Source organism: Bacillus sp. B-jedd (assembly GCF_000821085.1).
In the GTDB taxonomy this organism is placed as follows: Bacteria; Bacillota; Bacilli; order Bacillales; family Cytobacillaceae; genus Bacillus_D.
On record NZ_CCXR01000001.1, the window covers coordinates 654,845 to 677,356 of the forward strand.

Here is a 22,512-nt window from a genome sequence, read left to right on the forward strand (position 1 = left end):
AAACAAGGGGGAAACATCTGCGTGAAGACAGAACAACTGGCATTGCCCAGTGTAAGAGGGAAGGGTGTAGCGCTCGTACTGATTGGAGCGACATTGTGGGGGATATCAGGAACCGTGGCCCAATATCTGTTTCAACGGCAGGGAATCAGCCCTGCTTGGCTTGTCGATATCAGGCTTTTGATTTCCGGTTCAATCTTGCTGGTGATGGCGGGAATGAAGGACCCAAAGAGGATAATGGATATTTGGAAAACGAAACATGGCGCAGTCAGCTTGCTTTTGTTCAGCATTCTCGGCATGCTGGCGGTTCAATACACTTATTTCGCGGCGATTGATCACTCGAACGCTGCGGCGGCGACTGTCCTTCAATACCTCGCACCGGTAATGATTGCTGGTTATATGGCGATTCGCTCAAAAAAACTGCCGACACGCTGGCAGTTTGCAGCAATTTTTCTGGCGTTATTGGGAACGCTTCTCCTTGTGACCAAAGGCAATATTGGCACCTTATCGATATCCGGACTGGCTGTTTTTTGGGGAATTGCTTCAGCTGTTGCACTGGCTTTTTACACCCTGCAGCCTAGAGGCCTTTTGGCCAGATGGGGATCAGTCACTGTAACAGGCTGGGGAATGGTTGTCGGTGGACTAAGTTTCAGTTTTGTCCATCCGCCATGGCTCTTCGTGGGTACTGTTTCTTTTCAATCGCTTTTCGCAGTTGCATTTGTTGTTATTTTTGGCACCCTGATCGCTTTTTACTGTTATCTTGAAAGCCTGAAGTACATAAGCGCGTCGGAGACAAGCCTGCTCGCATCGGTAGAGCCATTATCGGCAGCATTGGTTTCTGTCCTTTGGCTGGGCGTCCCTTTCGGATTTGAGGAATGGCTTGGTACATTTTGCATTATCAGCACCATTTTTATTCTCGCAAAAAAGGCCTCCTAGGCGGCAAGGGAAATTAAAAAAGGGGCAGCCGGCCGGCCGCCCCATTTTGCCTTCAAAAGGTGTTCGACGAAGGAGGAATTACCTTCCGAAAATACCGTTCATCGTTCCCGTAAAGTCATTGAAAAGCCCCGGGCGATTCCGGCCATCATTGATATCGGTGGCATAACCATTCATCCTATTGTAGAAATCAGGGTTAAAGGAAATATAAACTCGATGGATACTCGGGTCAGCCTTCCTTACCTGATCGGCAATTTTCTGTTCGAACTTGGTGGATACTCCCGTATAGTTCGGATCGCTCACAATATCCCTGTTAGTGTTATTTATTCTGTTGTTATCATTACTGAATCCGGTAACACGGCCATCCCGGCCATTATTATAGTTGGCGTTATTATTCCCTAACCCGCCGGCCATTCCATCTCCAGCTCCATAGCCAACTGTCTCGCCAGTACCGTAACCGAAATCACGGAAACCGCTCCCGGCTCCGTTTCCAGCTCCGTAAGTTCCGGTATTCCCATTCATAGAGCCGTTACCCACTCCATAAGTCCCCGCATTGTTATCGCGGTTTCCAAAGGTCCCGGCATTATTGTTGCGGCCATTATTTTTGTTCCCTGCATCGCCTTTCCCGTTTATGATGCCGTCATTGCCTTTTTGGTTGACTCTCCCATTTTCAAGAAAATCGCCATTGCCGTTATTCCGGCCATTATCGTTGTATATGCCGCCTTTTCCATTCTTGCCGTTATTGTTATTCGTCCTGACCGCAACATAGGCATTGTTGTTGGAAATAATAACATGAGCCCTGTCAATCTCATCAAGACGCTCAACCGCCCTTGCTGCCCGGTCGGACACTCTCAGCTGCTGCTGGTCACCTGCGTTGTTTATCCTTGCCTGATTGGTCTGGATTCTGTTTTTGCCATTATCGTTAGTGCCGCAGCCAGCCAATCCGAAGAGCAAAATTGCTGAAAGCAATACTGTAGAACTCCTTTTCACAAGCCTCACTCCTTTATTAGTTGTTCGGGAGTTAGTTTGTGTGATTTCAATCGCGAGTATTCACCGAGGGATTTTGGCAAAAATAAACAAGGCAGCCCTAAGTGGCTGCCCCAAAAATCATGATGTTCCCATTTGTTTTTCTTTTTGTCCTGCAACGGCTTCCATATTCGTTTTGGCTGGCCAGAAGGCCCACTTTCCAAGCACTACGGTGATGGCAGGCACCAGGAAAGGCCGGACGATGAATGTATCCAGCAAGATGCCGATTGCAGTGATCGTTCCAAAATGGACGAGAATCTGGATAGGCAAAGTCGTCAGGACAGTAAACGTTCCGGCAAGGATAAGCCCGGCGGAAGTAATGACCGCGCCAGACTCGGCGACGCCTTCCTTAACAGCTTGCCGGAGAGGCATTTGCCGGCATTTCTTCCATATCCCCGAAACCATGAAGATATTATAGTCTTCTCCTAGCGCCACAATGAAGACGAAGGCGTACAAGGGGATGAATCCCTGAATGGCATCGACTCCGAACCCGTAATGGAGGACAGCCCATCCTAAACCAAGCGCGCTGAAATAGGAGAGGACCACGGTTCCGATCAAATAGGCGGTTGCGGTTATTGACCGCAAATAAACGAGGAGCAGGATCGCAATCATCGCGAGAATGACAGGCATGATGATGTCACTGTCCTTCGTGGTGGTTTTGCGGGTATCGAATTGCTCTGATGTCATACCGCCAATCCACACTTTTCCTTCCGTATCGGCAATTCCCGCACTTTTCAGTTCTTCTCCAGTCCGGGCTTTAATATCGGGGATATGGTCCATGGCTTCATTGGAGTAAGGATTGATGGCCAGTTTAACCTCATATCGACGGATATCCTGATTTATTGCGCCTTCTTCCGGTCCGGTGACACTGGCGACATAAGAAAGCTTCTCCAGCGACTGTTTAATATTTTCCTGTTTTCCCTCTGTATCGGCAATTACATGGACAGGGGCAAGGTCACCCGGGCTGTAGTGGTCCGAGATTAGAGTGAATCCTTCCCTGGATGGCATATCTTTCGGAAAGGATGATAACGTATCGTAGGTGTATTGGATTTTTGTTGAAAATAACGCAAATGCCCCAAGGAAAATCGTAGTCGCAATGATGATTAGCCAAGGGTGCCTGCCAATCATTCCGCCCAGCTTCAGACCGAAACTTTCTCTTTTTTCCTTTTGCGTGTATGGTTTACCTTTCCACTCAGCGCGCTCCCTTTTCATCTCTTCGGTTCTCGGGACGAAAGGATAAAAGGAACCTCGACCGAGAATGCTAAGGAGTGCAGGGACGAGTGTAAGGCTTGCAGCCATCATGATGAAAATCGATAAACTGAACGGAATTGCAAAGCGATGGATCGAGCCGTATTTTGCCAAGAGCAGAACCAGCAGAGAAAAGACAACGGTAAGGCCGCTCATCGCAATTGCTCCTGATGAATTGGTAATGGCCTGTTTCATTGCTGTAAATTTATTTTCTACTTTTTCAAGCTTGTGGCGGTAGCTTGAGATTAGGAACAGGCAATAATCTGTTCCCGCTCCGAAAAGAAGGACAGTCATGATGGAAAGTCCCTGGCTGTCGAATTCCGCCCAGCCGTTCTTGCCTATCCAGCCAAGAAGCGGGCTTGTAATTCCGTACGCGATGCCTACACCAACGAGCGGCACAAGCGCAAGAATAGGAGAGCGATAGATAAGCAGGAGAAGGATCAATACAATTGCCACGGTCCCGAACAATAGTTTTAAATCCCCCTGCCCAAAAAGCTTATTAGCATCAAGCGCTATGCCTGCAGGACCGGTTATGCGGACAAGGAGCTTATCATCCTCGCTCATTTTTGTCTTCAGCGGATTTGCTGAGAAAGCGTCCTTGATAGTTTCCTCAAGATCCCCAATCCCTTTTTCAAGCTCCTCGGGAGTGATTTTCTCCTTGAATGACACTGGAACAATGAGAGTGGTGCCGTCCTTTGACATCATCCCCATCAACGCCTGCGGTGGCATCTGATGCAATGGAGGGATGCTGTCCTGGCCGCTTGCCGGATTTTCGTTTAAGGTTTTGACTAAGCCCTGAATAGACTCCAAATCCTCCATATTCAATCCGCTTTTATGATGGAAGGTTAATAGCGCCGGAGTCCCCTTGTCTGAGGGGAATTCCTTCCCTGCAATTTTGTTTGCCTGCTGGGAAGGGGAATCACTCCTCAGCTCCCCGGCTGTTTCCGTCTTTTGAGAATTTGCCTGAGGAAAGGAGAAATTCAAAATTAAAAGAGCTGTAATCCAAATAAATACCGTGGCCCAACGGCCTCTTTTACCTCCGGCTGACTGTACTAAGTTCCTAATCATAACTTCCCTCCAGAATAGTTTTTTAGTAATAAGAATAACCTTAATTAATAGCAGGTCCAGACTATAAATCTAGTTGTATACGGCACTTTTTATTATAGCTTGAAAAGGGTTGGGAAATCTCTTTCAAGTTTGACAAATTCAACCAAGCGTAAGAAAATCTATAGTAGTCATAATAATTTGTTTATTTAATATAATCGTAATTTTCTGCATTTACATGTTAGTTAAGGGGGTGGCCTTGTTGAGTAATGGCAGTATATTGAAAATCCGCGATTTGAAAGTCTCTTTCCAATCGGGAAACAAATTCCTGCCTGCAGTCGATGGAATCAGTTTTGATTTGAAAAAGGGAGAGATATTGGGAATTGTCGGCGAGTCAGGAAGCGGGAAGAGTGTCACATCACTTGCTGCTATGGGGCTCATTCCTTCCCCGCCCGGCAAAATAGAGCAAGGGGAAATTATTTTTGAAGGACGGGACATCACGGGTTTGTCCGAAAAAGAATGGCGGAAAATCCGTGGCAACCAAATCTCAATGATTTTCCAGGAGCCAATGACCTCACTCAATCCGCTATTTACGATTGGCAACCAGCTGATCGAAGCTGTCAGACTCCATACAAAGCTTTCGAAGGAGGAAGCGCGGGTCCGCTGCATCCAGCTTCTGCAATTGGTTGGCATCCCAAGAGCGGAAGGGATATTGAAGGAACATCCCCATCAGCTGTCAGGCGGAATGCGCCAGCGTGTCATGATTGCGATGGCGATGGCCTGCAATCCGAAGGTGCTGATTGCCGATGAACCGACAACCGCACTTGATGTGACCATCCAGGCGCAAATCCTTGCCTTGATGAAGGACTTGAATGAAAAAACAGATACGACCGTTATATTGATTACCCATGACCTTGGGGTCGTATCGGAGATCTGTGAACGTGTCATCGTCATGTATTCCGGCCAAATCGTTGAAGAAGGCGATGTCAGGACCATTTTGAAAAATCCGAAGCATCCATACACGCTCGGGGTTCTGAAATCCGTGCCGGATCTTCGCGCAAAAAAGGACCGGCTCTATAGTATACCCGGCAATGTTCCGCGTCCGGGAACGATTACGAAAGCGTGCCGGTTCGCGCCAAGATGTTCTGAAGTGTTCGGCCGTTGCCTAGAAGAAACACCTGAGTTGTACAAAATGGGCGAGCCCGGCCATGAGGTTCGCTGCTTCCTCTATGAAAACGCGGAGAGGAGGAGTGAGGATGCCCGAGTTACTTCTTGAGGTGAACGGACTTAAAAAATACTTTCCAATAACCGGCGGTTTGTTTGGCAAAAAAGTCGGTGAAGTGAAAGCTGTTGACGATGTATCCTTTTTTGTCAAAAAGGGCGAAACGCTTGGGATTGTCGGTGAAAGCGGCTGCGGAAAATCCACGACGGGCCGGCTGCTTATGAGGCTTATCGAGGCCAGCGACGGGTCAATCAGGTTCGAAGATAAAGAGATTACGAAAATGACAAACAGCGAGTTGCGAAAGACCCGGCGTGATATTCAAATGGTTTTCCAGGATCCATACGCTTCCCTGAATCCCCGCCATTCGATTGAAGAAATATTGGAAGAGCCCCTCATAGTCCATGGCATTGGAACGAAAGGGGAACGGAAGAAGCAAGTAAGGGAAATGCTTGAGGTAGTCGGGCTGAGCAGCTTTCATGCCAGGCGCTATCCGCATCAGTTCAGCGGTGGGCAAAGACAGAGGATTGGCATCGCGAAGGCGCTGATGACAAAGCCGAAGCTTATTATTGCCGATGAACCTGTATCGGCGCTGGATGTTTCTATACAAGCCCAAGTATTGAATCTAATGAAGGATATTCAGAAAGAGTTTGGGCTTACATATATTTTTATCGCACATGACCTGGGGGTTGTCCGCCATATCAGCGATCGGGTTGGCGTCATGTACCTGGGGCGGCTGATTGAACTGGCCGATAGTGAAGAGTTATATGAAAATCCGAAACATCCTTACACGAAAGCATTGCTCTCGGCTGTTCCGGTACCGGACCCGGATATAAAACGGGAACTCATCATGATAGAGGGAGAGCTACCAAGCCCGGCCAATCCGCCGGCAGGATGCGCTTTCCACACCAGGTGCGCATTCTGTATGGACATCTGTACAACGATCAGGCCGGAGGGCCTAACAGAGCAGGGTCATTACGTGGCATGCCATTTATATAATGATGGGGATGCCGCGCAGGTGATAAATATGAGAAAAGAAGACGGGGGCGAAAAAGGACTATGAACAAAACGCTTAAAATGCTTTTGGTTTCATTGCTGGCGGTCAGCTTATTCCTGGCCGGCTGCAGCGGCGGGGACGGAACGAAAAAATCTTCCGGCGATACGGGTAAAGGCTCGGGCGACGGAGGGAATAAACAGGATACCCTTGTTTATGCCCGCGGGGCTGACTCCGTTACACTCGATCCTATTGGGACAACTGAAGGAGAAACATTCAAGGTTACCGAGAATATTTATGACACGCTCGTCAATTTTGGCGAAAGCGATACGACCACACAGCCTGGGCTGGCGGAAAGTTGGGAGATTTCCGATGACTCGCTCACCTATACTTTTAAACTCGTAAAAGGTGTAAAGTTCCATGACGGGACGGATTTTAATGCTGAAGCGGTCAAGTATAATTTTGAAAGATGGGCTGGCGGCAATGCCGAAAAATTCCCGTATTATACAATGTTCGGAGGTTATAAGGGGGAACCGGGCCATGTTATCAAGGAAATAAAAGTCGTTGATGAACATACGATCCAGTTTACCCTGACAAGGCCACAGGCGACATTCCTTGTAAACATTGCAATGACCTGTTTCGGGATTGCAAGCCCAGCGGCCCTTGAAAAGTACGGTGATCAGTACCGCAAAAATCCGGTTGGCACCGGGCCATTCAAATTTGTGGAGTGGAAGGAAAACGATACGATCACACTTGAAAAGAATCCTGATTACTGGCAAAAAGGCTATCCGAAGTTGAATAAAGTCATTTTCCGGGTTATTCCGGAAAACACCGCCCGTCTGAACGCTTTGAAGAATGGCGAGATCGATTTGATGGATGGATTGAACTATGCGGAAGTTGACCAGGTGACATCGAATGACAAGCTGCAGCTAATCGAAAGGCCGTCAATGAACATTGGCTATCTTGGCCTTACAGTAACCCGCAAGCCATTAGACAATAAGCTTGTCCGTCAGGCATTGAACCATGCTGTCGATAAAGAATCTATTATTAAGGCTTTCTATGCCGGGATGGCGGAGCCAGCGAAAAACCCGATGCCGCCTTCCATTCAAGGCTATAACGAAAGCATTGATGCTTATCCATATGATTTGGAAAAAGCCAAAGCGCTCCTGAAGGAAGCTGGCTATGAAAAAGGCTTTAAAATGGAGCTTTGGGCAATGCCAGTAGCACGCTTGTATATGCCTGAAGGACAAAAGGTCGCCGAGATTATACAGGAAAGCTTCAGCAAAATTGGCGTTGAAGCGGAAATTAAAACAGTCGACTGGCCAACCTATTTGGATAAAGCGGCAAAGGGAGAGTTTGATTCCTTCATGCTTGGCTGGACAGGGGATAACGGCGACGCCGACAACTTCCTCTACACGTTGCTGGACAAAGACAGCATTGGAGGAAATAACTACACTTATTATTCCAATGATGAGCTTCATGAGGTGCTGATCCAGGCCCAGTCTGAAACTGACCAAGGTAAACGCGCCGAGCTTTACAAAAAGGCACAGGAAATTATCCATGATGACGCACCATGGATTCCGCTCGTACACTCGAGGCCGCTGTCAGCGGGCGTGAAGGAAGTTACCGGTTATGTACCGCATCCAACGGGATCTGAATCCTTAATGAAAGTGGAATTTAAATAAAATACGAGCAAGCGAATAAGCACAAAAGGGGAGCCTCGCCTCCCCTTTTGCCCTTAAAAAACGTTTTAACGGAATAAACTGTAGAACCGGAGGTGCGGGAAAGTTGTTTACTTATACAGTAAGGCGTGTTCTTTCCCTTATCCCTGTCCTGTTTGGGATGACTTTGATTGTTTTTGCCATCATCCACGCCATCCCCGGCGATCCCGCCCAGGTTATTTTGGGACAAAGGGCTACGAAAGAAGCACTGGCAACACTGACGCGGGAACTCGGGCTGGACAGGCCGTGGTACATACAATATTTCGACTACCTCAAAAGCCTGCTGCAAGGGGATTTGGGTGTCAGCCTAAGGACGAGGGGGCCAATCAATGAAGAAATCTGGCCTTATCTGGCAGCCACTGCTGAATTGACGCTTGTGGCCATGATCATTGCAGTTGTGGTTGGAGTGAATGCGGGAATTATTTCGGCATGGTTTTCAAATTCCTGGTTTGATTATGTCGCCATGGTTTTGGCGCTTGTTGGCGTTTCAATCCCGATTTTTTGGCTAGGTTTAATGGCCCAATGGATGTTTTCGATTGAACTTGGCTGGCTGCCGACAACAGGGAGGGAAAATGTCCGCGATCCGATAACGGCGATAACGAACTTTTATTTGATTGACAGTCTCCTTCAAGGACGTTTCGACCAGTTCCAAGTGGCTTTCCGCCATTTGATTTTGCCAAGCTTGGCGCTTGCGACCATTCCAATGGCGATTATCGCCAGGATGACGAGGTCATCGATGCTGGAAGTGATGAAATCGGATTACATCCGGACTGCGAGGGCAAAAGGTCTGCCGATGTTCTGGGTCGTCTACAAGCATTCACTAAAGAATGCCGTCATTCCGGTGCTGACGATTATCGGGTTGCAGACTGGCCTGCTTCTTGGAGGGGCTATTTTGACCGAAACAATCTTTGGCTGGCCGGGGGTTGGACGTTATTTATATGATGCAATCGGGTTTCGGGATTATCCTGTCATCCAGTCAGGCATTTTAATCATCGCTGCGATTTTTGTTCTTATTAATTTACTTGTTGACCTTTTATACGCATTTGTGGATCCGCGTATCAAATACAATTGACGGGAGGGTGGAATAGTGACTGAACTTGTGAAAAACACGGGGGAAATGCCCGTTGCCGCAATACAGGATGAAGCTGTTTCCCCCTGGAAGGAAGCATGGCAGACATTCAAAAAAAACAGGCTCGCACTTGTCGGCTTGGGAATCGTTATTTTCTTTATCATTATTGCGGCCATCGCCCCTTTGATTGCCCCTTATAGCTTCAGGGATCAAGTTTTGGCAGACAGGCTCCTTGCCCCATCGGCGAAACATTGGTTCGGGACGGATGACTTTGGCCGGGATATTTTCTCGCGTGTCGTGTATGGTGCGAAGATTTCTTTGTGGGTAGGCTTACTTTCTGTCATGGCTTCGATGCTGATCGGCACTTTTTTGGGAATTATTGCCGGATTTTACGGCCGCTGGGTGGATACGCTGATTTCGCGTGTCTTTGATATTTTGCTGGCGTTTCCAAGCATCCTTCTTGCAATCGCAATCGTGGCAATTTTAGGCCCGTCATTGAGAAATGCATTGATTGCCATCGCCATTATCAATATCCCGAACTTCGGAAGGCTGGTCCGTTCAAAGGTGTTAAGTGTAAAGCAAGAGGAATATATTATGGCGGCTAAGGCGGTCGGGATGAAGGATAGCCGGATTTTGTTCAGGCACATCATGCCGAACAGTATCACACCAGTCATTGTCCAGGCGACCCTTGCCATTGCCACAGCCATCATCGAAGCGGCGGCGCTTGGATTCCTTGGGCTTGGCGCGCAGGCGCCGACCCCTGAATGGGGACGGATGCTTGCTGACTCCAAGAACTATTTGACGCAGGCGCCATGGACGCTATTTTTCCCGGGAATGGCCATCATGCTTACGGTTCTTGGCTTTAACCTGATGGGCGACGGATTGCGGGACGCACTTGATCCGAAGATGAAGATGTGATTTCGCAAAAAAGGACCCGAGCGCCGGAGGACTTGGCTTAGAGCCCGAACAGTGTTGGCCGGTTGGTGCTTGGAGTTCTAAATGACGACTTAGAGCCCGAACAGCTTTGGACATCTAGTCCTTTGGGTTCTAAATGACGACTTAGAGCCCGAACAGCGTTGGGCATCTAGTCCTTCGGGTTCTAAATGACGACTTAGTGCCCGAACAGCTTTGGCCGGTTGGTGCTTGGGGTTCTAAATGACGACTTAGAGCCCGAACAGCTGTGGTCAGCTAGTCCTTCGGGCTCTAAAGGTCAACTTAGTGCCCGAACAGTGGTGCTCAGCAAGTCCTTCGGGTTCTAAATGACGACTTAGAGCCCGAACAGTGGTTGCCAGCTTGCCCTTCGGGTTCTAAATGACGACTTAGTGCCCGAACAGCGTTGGGCATCTAGTCCTTCGGGTTCTAAATGACGACTTAGAGCCCGAACAGTGGTGCTCAGCCAGTCCTTCAGGTTCTAAAGGCCAACTTAGTGCCCGAACAGCAAATGCCAACCGGCCCTTCGGTCTCTAAAGCAATCGCTTTATGGTATGATGCCGGAAAAGCAGTTACAGAACTTAAGCACACCGAAAAAAAGGAGCCGTCCCTAGAGGATGGCTCCTTCGTTTTGATTATAATCCGGTTCGGCTTCTTCTGCGAATGTAATATCAACTTCAATAATTTCGGACCGGCTCCCCAGCCTGAGAGGCGGGCCCCAGAATCCGTACCCTGAGGAGACGATGACATGCATGGCTTCTTTTTGCAGATAGCCCCAGTCGATTTCGAACAGCTTCCTCGTAATAAGGTGATTCGGCGCCATCTGGCCGCGGTGGGTGTGGCCGCATAAAAGAAGGTCGACGCCATGCTGACCAGCAACCGTTACTTCCGCAGGCTGATGGTCCATCATAATAATCGGCATGGATGGATCCGCGAATGCCAAAAGATCATTCATCTTTTCGCGCAATTTATCAGTCCGGTCTTTACGCCCTGCAAGGAAGAAGGAGTCATCAATTTCAATCACTTCATCCTGGAGGATCTGGATGCCAATCCGTTCCATTTCACGGACAAACTCAGGAATGGCTCCGCCGTAATACTCATGGTTGCCAAGGACCCCATAGACGCCGAGCGGTGCGGACAGATCACGCATGACGTTGCCCATCTGTTTTTTGATAAATGGCTCGGGATCATCCTCGATAATATCCCCCGGCAAAAGGATGATGTCAGGTTGAAGACTGTTTACCAACTTCACAAGCCTTCTAAGATGTGAAAGGCCGGACAGGTGGCCGAAGTGCATATCGGATGCCATCACGACCCTCAACTTTTTCCGTCCGCCCGCCTGTTTCGGAATCTTAATTGCAAACTTCCTGACCACAGGACTATAAGCATTGAAAGTCCCATATGCAAAAATGACAATGAAAATCACAATCAAAGCGAGGCCTGTCCAGAAAATGGCCTTATCTGCATCCACCCCTGTTTCAATGAGCACATACCCGGCCATATCAGCGAGCGGGAGGAGCAGGAGGGCGTATTGCAAAAAACCAAACCAATAGGAGCCGATGACTGTAAAGAAAGGCATCCGTAATTTAGTCCTGCCAAGCAGATAAGAAAAGGCCAGGACGAATAAAATCGAGCTGTATAGCAAGACTGGAGGAAGCGGCAGTCCGGCAGATTCAAGCCAAATCCAGCCATTCCAGCCGATATAATAAACAAGCAATGTATATAGAATAAAGAAGATAATAAAACCAGCTATCATCCGCGGCTTCATGATTGGTGCCCCTTTCAAGTTGGAAACTCTAAAATCTAGTATATCGGTTATGAACAGAAATAGCTTTTGAAATTAACTGGGCCTATAAATGTAACTAAATAATTGCCGGTACGGCCAAACTAACAGGACTAAATTCATAGGCATTGCCAACAAAAGACGATGTTTTTTTGATTGGCCCGATGGTGTAACCCATAAGGCAAAAGGCTCATTTTCATGCGGTGCTAAAAAATATTTATGCAAACTGTTGCATAAATATAAATCTATAATTATAATAATTCATTATCTGGAGAAATACTAAATGACAAAAGCATTTTTGAATAAGGGGTAATGATTTATCGCCGGCTTCCGGGCCGGGTGAAAACTAGCATCGGAGGGGAAGACATGCTCAATGCAATTAGAAAGGGAGAAACGTTCGTACCGAACTTAAAGGGGAAGCATTTCTTGCGTCTGGCGGATTTCTCGCCGGAAGAACTGGGCTGGCTGCTTGAAACGGCAGTCCAAATGAAAAAGACCCAAAAACAAGGAAAGCCACAGCACTTCCTGAGCGGTAAAGTACTCGGAATGATTTTTGAAAAATCATCAACAAGGACTCGCGTATCCTTTGAAGTCGGCATGATGCAGCTGGGAGGCCAGGCGATTTTCCTGAGCACGAGGGACATCCAGCTTGGAAGAGGAGAAACGATTGCGGATACAGCCAAGGTTCTGTCCAGGTATGTGGATGCGGTCATGATCCGGACGTTTGGGCATGAGCGAATCGAAGAGTTTGCCGAGCATGCCGATATCCCCGTCATCAACGGGCTTACCGACCTCCATCATCCGGCCCAAGTTCTAGCCGATCTGCTGACGATTTATGAATATAAGGGAAGGCTTGAAGGGCTGAAGCTTTGCTACATAGGCGACGGCAACAACAATATGGCCCATTCGCTCCTGGAGGGAGCTGTAAAAACCGGCATGGATATCAGTGTTGCCAGCCCGGAAGGATATGAGCCGCACCAAGACATTGTCAACACTGTGAAAAAAGAGGCAGAAAATGTCGGCAGCAAAATTCTTATTACTGGCGATCCGCGTGAAGCAATTGCCGAAGCGGATGTGGTCGTCACGGATGTATGGGCGAGCATGGGCCAGGAAGATGAAATGCAGGAAAGGCTTGAGAAATTTGCTCCTTTCCAAGTGAATGAAGAATTATGTGCCCTCGCCAAAAAGGACTTTCTCTTCTTGCACTGCCTGCCTGCCCACCGCGGCGAGGAAGTGACGGCCGGGGTTATTGATGGACCGAATTCCGTTGTGTTCGATGAAGCGGAAAACAGGCTGCACGCCCAGAAGGCCATCCTTAAAGCACTGCTCGCAGGATGACCAAATCTATTCTTATAATGAAAAATATTTAATCAACATATGAGGTGTTAATCATGGCAAAAGAAAAAATCGTTTTAGCTTACTCGGGCGGATTGGATACATCCGTTTCCGTCAAATGGATTCAGGAAAAATACGGATACGACGTCATCGCGCTCGGCCTTGATGTCGGCGAAGGGAAGGACCTTGAGGCAATCCGCACGAAAGCACTGAATGTCGGAGCCATCAAGGCCTACATGATTGATGCGAAGGAGCTCTTGGCAAAAGAATATATCGTTCCTGCCCTGAAAGCGAATTGCCTGTATGAAGGAAAATATCCGCTCTCATCGGCTTTATCAAGGCCGCTTATTTCAAAGCTTCTTGTTGAGGTAGCCGAAAAGGAAGGCGCCGCTGCGGTTGCACATGGATGTACTGGGAAGGGGAACGACCAGGTTCGTTTTGAAGTGTCGATTCAGGCGCTCAATCCGGATCTGAAAGTAGTGGCCCCGGTCCGCGAGTGGGGAATGACAAGGGATGAGGAAATCAAGTATGCCGAGGAAAAGGGGATTCCAATCCCGGTTGATCTAGATAATCCGTTCTCCATAGATGCGAATATTTGGGGGCGCGCCTGTGAAGCAGGAGTCCTTGAAGACCCGTGGGCAGAAGCTCCCGAGGCAGCGTTCGACTGGACCAATCCAATTGAACTGGCACCTGACGTTCCGGAGTATATCGAAATTGATTTTGAAAAAGGCGTTCCAACCGGCCTCAATGGCCAGCAGCTTACGTTGGTGGAACTGATTGAAAAGCTGAATGAACTTGGCGGCAAGCATGGTATTGGCCGTATTGATCATATTGAAAATCGCCTTGTCGGCATCAAATCGAGGGAAGTGTATGAAAATCCGGCAGCCCTTATCCTTATTCAAGCCCACAAGGAGCTGGAATTCCTGACGCTTCCGCGTGAAGTCACTCAATTCAAAACGCAGGTTGATCAGCAAATGGCTAAGATTGTTTATGAGGGCCTTTGGTATTCGCCGCTGAAAGCCGCTCTTGATGCATTTGTCGACCAAACCCAGGAAGTGGTGACCGGAACAATCCGTGTCAAGCTCCACAAAGGAACCCATATGACCGTAGGCCGCAAGTCGCCATTCAGCTTGTATAACGAAGAGCTGGCCACTTATTCCAAGGGTGATGCTTTCGACCACCTCGCGGCCGAGGGCTTCATTAAAATTTGGGGATTGCCGACAAAGGTATATTCAGAGGTTAATAGCAAACAATCTGTACTGAAATAAACAGTAACTATCGCGGACGGAAAGATTCACCAGAACCGCTGTGCGCTAACTGATTGGCGGGTTCTGGCAGGATGAACCGTGAAATCTACTATGGCGGCTTCCTTTGCGGTGCGGAGGGAGCTTTCATTTGCTATACAGGAGGAAGGAACATGTCAAAATTATGGGGCGGCCGTTTTACGAAAGAAACGAATAAGCTTGTAGAGGAGTTCACGGCTTCGATTTCTTTTGACCAAAAGCTGGCCGCAGAAGATATTGAAGGAAGCATTGCCCACGCGAAAATGCTCGGTGAGTGCGGTATTATTCCGATGGAAGATGCCGAAGCAATCATCAGCGGACTGCAAAAAATCCGGGTAATGGCCGCGAACGGCGAGATTGAGTTTTTAATAGAAGATGAAGATATCCATATGAATATTGAGAAAAAGCTGATTGAGATGATCGGACCTGTCGGTGGTAAGCTTCATACCGGCCGCAGCCGGAACGACCAGGTTGCGACCGACATGCATCTTTTCCTCAGGAACAAGACGAGTGAACTCATCGAGCTGATGAAGATGGTTCAGGAAGCGATCATCGGCAAAGCCGAACAGCATATCGACACGCTTATTCCGGGTTATACACATTTGCAGCGTGCCCAGCCAGTTTCCTTTGCCCATCATTTGATGGCCTATTTCTGGATGTTCGAAAGGGACAAGGAAAGGCTTAAGGACAGCTTGAAACGTGTGAATTGGATGCCTCTTGGCGCAGGGGCCCTTGCCGGAACGACTTTCCCGATCGACAGGGAGCTGACCGCGGGGCTGCTTGGTTTTGAAACCATTTACCCGAACAGCATGGATGCGGTCAGCGACAGGGATTTCATTCTTGAATTCCTATCAATCAGTTCGATTATCATGACGCATATTTCCCGCTTATCCGAGGAATTGATTATCTGGTCGAGCCAGGAGTTCCGGTTCATTGAACTCGATGATTCATTTTGCACAGGTTCAAGCATTATGCCGCAAAAGAAAAACCCTGATGTCCCGGAACTTTTGCGCGGAAAGACAGGAAGGGTTTACGGAAACTTGATTAGCCTGCTGACAGTGCTGAAAGGATTGCCGCTTGCCTACAACAAGGATCTTCAAGAAGACAAGGAAGGTATGTTTGATACAGTTGAAACGCTGGAGGGGTCCTTGAAGCTGCTCGCCCCGATGATTGAGACGATGAAGGTGAATGGCCATGTGATGCGCAGGGCGCTTGATGAGGATTTCTCCAACGCGACGGATATCGCCGACTATCTTGCGTCAAAAGGAATGCCTTTCCGCGAAGCCCATGAAGTAATCGGGAAGATTGTCCTTTACTGCATCCAAAATAATAAATACCTGCTCGATCTGACTATGGATGAATACAGGTCATTCAGCGAGATCTTCCTAGGTGACATTTATAAAATCCTCGCCCCTGAACATGTGGCTGGAGCACGGAACAGCTATGGAGGCACATCGCCAAACCAAGTATCAAAACAAATTGCCCTGGCTAAAGGACGGCTTTGATAGTAACAGCGGGAGGCGGCCCTAAAAAAGCATGGAATCAGTTTCCATGCTTTTTTGCGGATTTATTGGGGCTCTCTATTTAAAACGACCTTGAAAGTAGCAGCTTTACTTACCAGATTATGTCCTTTGGCAGTTACATCACTTGACTGGATTTCAACTTCCAAAATACCTGTCTCCTCAACGAGGTAGCCCACACTTCCTGTCCTCGTTGAGCCTGCCTTCAGAATCCCGCCCATATTTTCAAGGAGGAATTCATTTTCAGAAGGGATTTCAGTCCCATTGATTCTGATCGTCTCGACTGGATTGAAGTGGACACTGAAAGGATTGGTGTTGACAATCTCGACATCAACTTTAATAAATTCAAGTTCAGAGTCCTCGTGTAAGCCTTTTGAATGAGTAGGTTTGAATTTTAACAGTTTTACATCTTTGACAATGAAATCGACGCCTCCCAAAAAGAAGGAATCATAAACTGGTGAAGCAGCCATCAATGTCAGCATTCCTTTACCATCCGCCACTGATTCACCGGGCTCTATCAACTGCCCATCAGCAGGAACCAGCGGCTCCCTTTCATTCATAGTTTTCCCGGAAATCCCGCTGCCTGCAGCTTTGTTGAGATATGAATCTGCCTTTTCCTGCTCAAGCGGCTCCCCGGCATAAAATCCCGACAACGTCCCCAGAAACACCAAAATGAAAATTAAATTCTTCAAATGCAATCCTCCCCAGCTGGAGATATTTTGCCAAAAGAATTAAGGACAACGGATATTAACAAACTAAACTTACGGTAAAATCAACCCTTTACACACTCATCGTACCCATGCGATATTAAGCAGTCTTTAAGGGAAGATAAAGATTATGTAAATATAGCGAAAAATACAAAAATTTAAAGAAATGAAGATGGTCATCTCACTTGTCTTATAAGAATAATTAGTGAATAATAGCCTTAAAGTTTATATTATTGCTGGCCTTGTTGGCAGCAACGAGGAGGTTATTCTGTGAAGATTCGTGTTTCGGCTGTGCAATATCATCTGCACACTATCTCATCATTTAAAGAATTTGCAGCTCAATGTGAGCATTATATAAAAACCGCCCAGGAATTCGGTTCGGAATTTGTCCTATTTCCTGAATTTTTCACAACACAGCTTTTATCAATTGGAGATGGCAGCGGCAACGCTCTTACAATCAATGATCTGCCGAAATTCACCGACCAGTACCGTGAACTTTTCACGTCTTTGGCGAAAGAAACTGGCATGCACATCATCGGCGGCACCCATGTCGTTGAACGGGGCGGAAAGCTTTATAATACGGCGCATCTCTTTTACCCGGATGGCAAGGTTGAGGAGCAGGCCAAGCTCCATATCACGCCAACCGAGGTTCACGAGTGGAATATGGAAAAAGGCGATAGCTTCCGCATTTTTGAAACCGAAAAAGGAAAAATCGCCATCCTTACTTGCTATGATATCGAATTTCCGGAAATAGTCCGGATGGCCAAGGCGAAAGGGGCCGATGTCATTTTCTGCCCTTCCTGCACCGACGACCGCCACGGGTTCCACCGGGTCCGCTACACAAGCCATGCCCGGGCAATCGAGAACCAGGTCTATGTCGTCCTTACCGGCACGGTCGGCGCCTTGCCGACAGTCGATTTCATGCGCCTGAATTTTGGCCAGGCCGTCGTCATCACGCCGAACGATATTCCTTTCCCGCCGAAAGGCCTTATGGTTGAGGGAGAAATAAACGATGATATGATCGTCACCGCCGATCTGGATCTGGAATTGTTATATGAAGTCCGTGAGCGCGGCTCAGTGACAACGTGGCGCGACCGCAGGACGGATTTATATGTGGATTGGGAAAAATCTGATTCCTAGGGGTGAACCGGATGTACAAAAGCGAGTTTTTTGTTTATGAGCAGGACAAGCCATATTCTGTTTGTATCAGGAATTATGATGAGAAGGATTTCGATGGGCTGATTGAAATACAATCCGAATGCTTTCCTCCTCCGTTCCCATCCGATTTATGGTGGAATAAAGAACAGCTTGCCAGCCATGTTGAACATTTTCAACCGGGTGCGCTCTGCGTTTCGGTTGATGGGGAGCTGGCTGGTTCATTGACCGGGCTGAGAGTCAATTTCGACCCTTCCCATCCGGACCATACGTGGGAAGAAAAAACCGGCAATGGCTATATCCACAATCACCAGCCCGAAGGAAACTCGCTTTATATCGTCGATATCAGTGTCCGCCCGAAATACCGGAAACTGGGCCTGGGAAAACTGCTGATGCAGGCAATGTATCACGTTGTCGTTGACCAGCAAATAGACAGGCTCGTTGGCGGGAGCAGGATGCCGGGCTATCATAAAGTGTCAAAGTCGATGTCACCGGAGCAGTACCTAGAGAAAGTTATGTCCGCCGAACTGAAGGACCCGGTCGTCTCTTTTCTCCTCCGCTGCGGCCGGGTGCCTGTAGCGATTGTCAAAAACTATCTGGAAGATGAAGAATCCTGCAACTACGCAGTCATTATGGAATGGAAAAACCCATTTAAAAACGAAGGAGTACCCGGAAATGGAATATAAGCGCATTACCAATATAGAAGATCAGAATTTTCGCAAGCTGCACAACCTGATGGGTGAGATTTTCCCGAAAGAAGAAGTGCTCGAGTATGATTTATGGAAAGAGCCCTTAGAAGACCCTGGAATCCGTGTGTTTGTCGCTGTCGATGGGGATGAAGTTGTCGGGGCGACCGAATACCGCTACTATGAGAAATGGAATATTGCCATGACCGACTTCACAATCATTGGCAAGCAGGGAAAGGGAATAGGCCGCTTCCTTGCGGTGAACCGGATGAAGGATCTGCATGAGCTGGCTTCAAAAAACGGCAAGGAATTATACGGCATGTTCGCAGAGATTTATGATCCTTACCAGGTTGAAGGCCTTGAATTTGGTGGAGTGAAGGTCATGGATCCGTATGTCCGCCGCGAAGTCCTGTCACACCTCGGCTATAAGCGCCTTGATCTTGAATACGTCCATCCGTCCTGGGAAAATAACGGCGAAGCTGTTTCAGGCCTTGACCTTGGCTTCATGCCAGGCAATGATAGCCAGGACCAGATCGAAGCAAAGCTTGTTGTGGATTTCCTCACTGAGTATTATTCTGTTTTGGCCAACAAGCCAAAGGAATGGATTGAAATGGTTGAAAAGCTTCAGTCAAAAGAAACTGTCGCCCTATTACCTTTGTGATCAATTAAAAACGCGCCTCCGCATTTTTTGTGAAGGCGCGTTTTGGATTTCGGGTCCTAAAAAATTTTGCCGGAACTCCCAAGCTCGATTAGAATTTTTTCAAAAGCGAGAACCGTTTCGATTTCCACAAACTCATCTTCGCCATGCCAATTCCCGCCGCCAGGACCAAATTCAACCGCAGGAATGCCGTATTTTGCGAAATACACTGTATCCGCGGTGCCGTGCTGGCCGAAGAAACTCGCTTTCCGTCCTGTTTCCTGTCCAACAATTTCAGCAAGGCGCTTAAGGAGGGGGTGGTTCCGGGAAGTATTAATTGGAGCTGCACTCATCCCCGGGACGGCTTCAATTCCATTAATTCCGCCAATCTGCCTGATAAGTTCCTCTTTATTTTGAGTCGGGAGATACCGGATATCAAAGCCCATCCTGCATTCATCAGGAACAACATTATATGCATTCCCAGCCTCGATTTTCGCAAGGTTGATCGATGGGGATTCATAATATTCGCTGCTTTCTTTTGCAAAAGGAAGGTCAAGAATTTGCTGATAGACATCATATGCCTTTTCAATCGCGTTTATCCCTTCCCAAGGCCTGCTTCCGTGCGCCGCCTTTCCGAAGACTGTGATATCCATCCGTAAAATGCCCTTTGCCTGATTGGCAATGCGAAGCCCGGTCGGTTCTCCACAAATGACAAAATCTCCGCGAAACCCATTTTCCACTAAAAAACCTGAACAATTCATCCCGCCGATTTCCTCATCAGAAACGATTTGAAGCTGAACCTTGCAGTCGGGCTCTCGTTTGCTCAATTGTGCAAAAGCAGCCATCATGGCGGCTACTCCGGCCTTCATATCTGCGGACCCGCGGCCATAAATCCGGCCATCCTTTTCCAGCGGGGTGAATTGCCTCGGGCTTCCTGCAACCACATCGACATGGCCATTGAGGATAAGAGTATGTTCCCCTTCGCCGATTTCAGAAACAAGCATCCGAAAACCGTTGTTTTCATAAAAGGATACCTTAAGCCCTCTTTCCCTCAGCCACTTCCCGCAAAAATCAACCGCGTTATTGGCTCCTAAAACAGTACTGCTATCAATGGCAATCAAATTCTTTAGTAAGTCAATAACCAAAAGCTCATCTCCAATCTGGGGTTTTCCCGTATTGTAGCATGGAAAACGCGAAAAGACGGGCTAGGATGCTTACAGTAGTGTCCGGTTTATGGAGTTAACAATGCGGGAAGAGGTTGAATAATACAGCTTCCCAGTATCTGAAGAGATAAGTTTCAAACTCGATTAAGTTATCCTAAGATTTATCCACAAATAAAAAGCTTATTTTTCAATGATCCACAGACTTATCCACTTTATCCACAGATATATCCCCATTTTTTATTCACAAGCAGGCAATTCAGGAAGCCTTTATCCTAAACCCTTGAGCAAAATATCCACATTATCCCCATTGTCCACAAAATAATAGGATGAGTTCACAATCTGTTCAAATTAACATTATATTCACAGTGAAATAGATAAAAATGTGTTGATAGTTGAATACGGAGGTTGTATAGTAAAGGTGTAGAAAGTAAGTGAAAGTATTCACAAAGTGACAGACAGGAAAAGAACTTATACACATATTTTTTTAACATAATTTGTGAATAGTTTCACAAATAATAATTATAGGAGTGGTTAAAATGAAAAAATGGTATCAAACACCCCAGGCAGCGACAATTTGGACAATCGCAAGAATCTGGCTTGGCCTTCAATGGTTTGGAGCGGGTTTCCATAAGATTACGGGAGGATTCGATGCAGGCGGCTTCCTGCAGGGCGCCATCGCCCAGGCAGCAGGCGACCATCCAGCAGTCCAAGGCTGGTACGCAAACTTCCTGCAAAGCTTCGCAGTCCCGAACGTTGATCTGTTCAACGTCCTGATTCCTTGGGGCGAAACACTCGTTGGCGTAGGACTCATTCTTGGAGCAGCGACAATTCCGGCACTTATCGCTGGCGCATTCATGAACTTGAACTTCCTGCTCGCTGGAACAACAAGCACAAACCCAATCCTCTACACAGTCGCTTTTGTCCTCTTATTCGCAGGCAGCGGCGCAACTTACTGGGGAGTCGACAGATTCGCAGTTCCTTACCTGAAAGCGGCCATTACTAAAAAAGATGCCCGCCAAAAAGCGTAACTTAACTAAACAAAAGAAGCAGGGGAGCCCTGCTTCTTTTTTCGCGTCGAGCGCCTGGCGGCTTTGTTTAATAAGCCGCTAAACGGTGCGTCCGCTTATCTCTATTTTCTGCTTTTCGCTCGCTGATCGGCTGCTTTGGAACGAGCCATTGCCTCCAGATCATCATGATCGGCTAGATCGCGGTCAAACTCCACATCACGCCCATCGGTAATTTTGAGATTCTTTGGAGTCTGGGGCAGTGAAGATGTGTTCTTATCACGATTGCGATGTCCACGTGAACGGGCCATTACGATTACCCCTTTCAGAAAATAAAGTGGGAAAGTCCCCTTTATTATCGTTTCCGTCCGGGCAACAGCCATAAGTGGAAAATCCTTCTGCGGTATTTGAGTTGTGCACTAGAAAAGAGACTTAGAGCCCGAAGTCCAACTTTCGGGCTCTAAAGGCCGACTTATAGCCCGAAGCTCAGATCTCAACCATTGCTTCGGTAACTAAAGGCCGACTTAGTGCCCGAAGCCCCGAGTCCAACCAATGCTTCGGGCACTAAAGGCCGACTTACAGCCCGAAGCTCAGATCTCAACCATTGCTTCGGTAACTAAAGGCCGACTTAGAGCCCGAAGCCCCGAGTCCAACCAATGCTTCGGGCACTAAAGGCCGATTTACAGCCCGAAGCTCAGATCTCAACCAATGCTTCGGGCACTAAAGGCCGATTTACAGCCCGAAGCTCAGATCTCAACCATTGCTTCGGTAACTAAAGGCCGACTTAGAGCCCAAAGCCCCGAGTCCAACCAATGCTTCGGGCACTAAAGGCCGATTTACAGCCCGAAGCTCAGATCTTAACCATTGCTTCGGTAACTAAAGGCCGACTTAGTGCCCGAAGCCCCGAGTCCAACCAATGCTTCGGGCACTAAAGGCCGACTTAGAACGCGAACAGCCATGTCCAACCGGTCCTTCGCGTTCTAAAGGCCAACTTAGAACGCGAACAGCCGTGTCCAATGGGGTCTTCGTGTTCTAAAGAACGACTTAGAACGCGAACA

The 22,512-nt window shown here is 47.8% G+C and carries 19 protein-coding genes; 13 read left to right on the forward strand and 6 right to left on the reverse strand.

What is annotated here, in order from left to right; all coding sequences use genetic code 11:
- Positions 1 to 21 precede the first annotated feature (21 nt).
- Positions 22 to 933 carry a DMT family transporter gene (locus tag BN1002_RS03160; protein ID WP_048823591.1) on the forward strand — a complete coding sequence of 304 codons (912 nt, stop codon included), beginning with the start codon at positions 22 to 24 and terminating at the stop codon, positions 931 to 933.
- A 78-nt stretch (positions 934 to 1,011) separates the two neighbouring features.
- Here the strand turns inward: BN1002_RS03160 and BN1002_RS03165 are convergent, their stop codons facing one another.
- Both BN1002_RS03165 and BN1002_RS03170 read right to left on the reverse strand, forming a co-directional pair.
- Positions 1,012 to 1,980 (reverse strand): YhcN/YlaJ family sporulation lipoprotein, encoded by a 969-nt coding sequence (locus tag BN1002_RS03165; protein WP_331386404.1) that lies wholly within the window; start codon positions 1,978 to 1,980, stop codon positions 1,012 to 1,014.
- Between the two features lie 57 nt (positions 1,981 to 2,037).
- The gene (locus BN1002_RS03170) at positions 2,038 to 4,272 is read right to left on the reverse strand and encodes an MMPL family transporter (RefSeq protein ID WP_048823593.1); all 2,235 of its coding nucleotides are present in this window, start codon (positions 4,270 to 4,272) and stop codon (positions 2,038 to 2,040) included.
- Between the two features lie 238 nt (positions 4,273 to 4,510).
- Here BN1002_RS03170 and BN1002_RS03175 point away from each other — a divergent pair, with 238 nt between their 5' ends.
- The 5 genes from BN1002_RS03175 to nikC all read left to right on the forward strand — a co-directional run bounded on the left by BN1002_RS03175 (position 4,511) and on the right by nikC (position 10,169).
- A complete protein-coding gene (locus BN1002_RS03175) occupies positions 4,511 to 5,524 on the forward strand; it encodes an ABC transporter ATP-binding protein (RefSeq protein WP_048823594.1) in 1,014 nt (337 codons plus the stop codon).
- Positions 5,505 to 6,530, forward strand: a complete 1,026-nt coding sequence (locus BN1002_RS03180) for an ABC transporter ATP-binding protein (protein WP_048823595.1) — start codon at positions 5,505 to 5,507, stop codon at positions 6,528 to 6,530. Before BN1002_RS03175 ends, BN1002_RS03180 begins: the two co-directional genes overlap by 20 nt.
- Complete coding sequence (locus tag BN1002_RS03185) at positions 6,527 to 8,146, forward strand: ABC transporter substrate-binding protein (RefSeq protein ID WP_048823596.1); 1,620 nt, start codon at positions 6,527 to 6,529, stop codon at positions 8,144 to 8,146. The genes BN1002_RS03180 and BN1002_RS03185 overlap by 4 nt, the downstream gene beginning before the upstream one ends.
- 103 nt (positions 8,147 to 8,249) lie before the next feature.
- Positions 8,250 to 9,254, forward strand: a complete 1,005-nt coding sequence (locus BN1002_RS03190; protein ID WP_048823597.1) for an ABC transporter permease — start codon at positions 8,250 to 8,252, stop codon at positions 9,252 to 9,254.
- Positions 9,255 to 9,299: 45 nt separating this feature from the next.
- Positions 9,300 to 10,169, forward strand: a complete 870-nt coding sequence (gene nikC, locus BN1002_RS03195) for a nickel transporter permease (RefSeq protein WP_048827695.1) — start codon at positions 9,300 to 9,302, stop codon at positions 10,167 to 10,169.
- A 622-nt stretch (positions 10,170 to 10,791) separates the two neighbouring features.
- On the opposite strand, the gene BN1002_RS03200 is transcribed toward nikC, so the two are convergent.
- Entirely contained in the window at positions 10,792 to 11,949 is a 1,158-nt protein-coding gene (locus BN1002_RS03200) for a metallophosphoesterase (RefSeq protein WP_048823598.1), read from the reverse strand.
- Positions 11,950 to 12,330: 381 nt separating this feature from the next.
- Here BN1002_RS03200 and argF point away from each other — a divergent pair, with 381 nt between their 5' ends.
- The 3 genes from argF to argH all read left to right on the forward strand — a co-directional run bounded on the left by argF (position 12,331) and on the right by argH (position 16,087).
- On the forward strand, positions 12,331 to 13,302 hold the full coding sequence (gene argF / locus BN1002_RS03205; protein ID WP_048827696.1) for an ornithine carbamoyltransferase: 972 nt from the start codon (positions 12,331 to 12,333) through the stop codon (positions 13,300 to 13,302).
- A 53-nt stretch (positions 13,303 to 13,355) separates the two neighbouring features.
- Positions 13,356 to 14,567, forward strand: a complete 1,212-nt coding sequence (locus BN1002_RS03210; RefSeq protein WP_048823599.1) for an argininosuccinate synthase — start codon at positions 13,356 to 13,358, stop codon at positions 14,565 to 14,567.
- Positions 14,568 to 14,716: 149 nt separating this feature from the next.
- A complete protein-coding gene (gene argH / locus BN1002_RS03215; RefSeq protein WP_048827697.1) occupies positions 14,717 to 16,087 on the forward strand; it encodes an argininosuccinate lyase in 1,371 nt (456 codons plus the stop codon).
- 62 nt (positions 16,088 to 16,149) lie between these two features.
- Here argH and BN1002_RS03220 read toward each other — a convergent pair whose 3' ends face one another.
- Complete coding sequence (locus tag BN1002_RS03220) at positions 16,150 to 16,794, reverse strand: hypothetical protein (protein ID WP_048823600.1); 645 nt, start codon at positions 16,792 to 16,794, stop codon at positions 16,150 to 16,152.
- A gap of 285 nt (positions 16,795 to 17,079) precedes the next feature.
- On the opposite strand from BN1002_RS03220, the gene BN1002_RS03225 reads away from it, so the two are divergent.
- The 3 genes from BN1002_RS03225 to BN1002_RS03235 are packed head-to-tail and all read left to right on the forward strand — an operon-like array spanning position 17,080 to position 19,311.
- Entirely contained in the window at positions 17,080 to 17,949 is an 870-nt protein-coding gene (locus BN1002_RS03225) for a carbon-nitrogen hydrolase family protein (protein ID WP_048823601.1), read from the forward strand.
- 11 nt (positions 17,950 to 17,960) lie between these two features.
- Positions 17,961 to 18,650: a GNAT family N-acetyltransferase gene (locus tag BN1002_RS03230; RefSeq protein WP_048823602.1), complete on the forward strand. Its 690-nt coding sequence runs from the start codon at positions 17,961 to 17,963 to the stop codon at positions 18,648 to 18,650.
- Positions 18,640 to 19,311, forward strand: a complete 672-nt coding sequence (locus BN1002_RS03235; RefSeq protein ID WP_048823603.1) for a GNAT family N-acetyltransferase — start codon at positions 18,640 to 18,642, stop codon at positions 19,309 to 19,311. The genes BN1002_RS03230 and BN1002_RS03235 overlap by 11 nt, the downstream gene beginning before the upstream one ends.
- A gap of 56 nt (positions 19,312 to 19,367) precedes the next feature.
- Here BN1002_RS03235 and BN1002_RS03240 read toward each other — a convergent pair whose 3' ends face one another.
- Positions 19,368 to 20,432: a M20 family metallopeptidase gene (locus tag BN1002_RS03240; RefSeq protein WP_048823604.1), complete on the reverse strand. Its 1,065-nt coding sequence runs from the start codon at positions 20,430 to 20,432 to the stop codon at positions 19,368 to 19,370.
- A gap of 554 nt (positions 20,433 to 20,986) precedes the next feature.
- On the opposite strand from BN1002_RS03240, the gene BN1002_RS03245 reads away from it, so the two are divergent.
- Positions 20,987 to 21,478, forward strand: a complete 492-nt coding sequence (locus BN1002_RS03245) for a DoxX family protein (protein ID WP_048823605.1) — start codon at positions 20,987 to 20,989, stop codon at positions 21,476 to 21,478.
- 101 nt (positions 21,479 to 21,579) lie between these two features.
- On the opposite strand, the gene BN1002_RS03250 is transcribed toward BN1002_RS03245, so the two are convergent.
- Positions 21,580 to 21,765: a YfhD family protein gene (locus BN1002_RS03250; RefSeq protein WP_048827698.1), complete on the reverse strand. Its 186-nt coding sequence runs from the start codon at positions 21,763 to 21,765 to the stop codon at positions 21,580 to 21,582.
- Positions 21,766 to 22,512 lie beyond the last annotated feature (747 nt).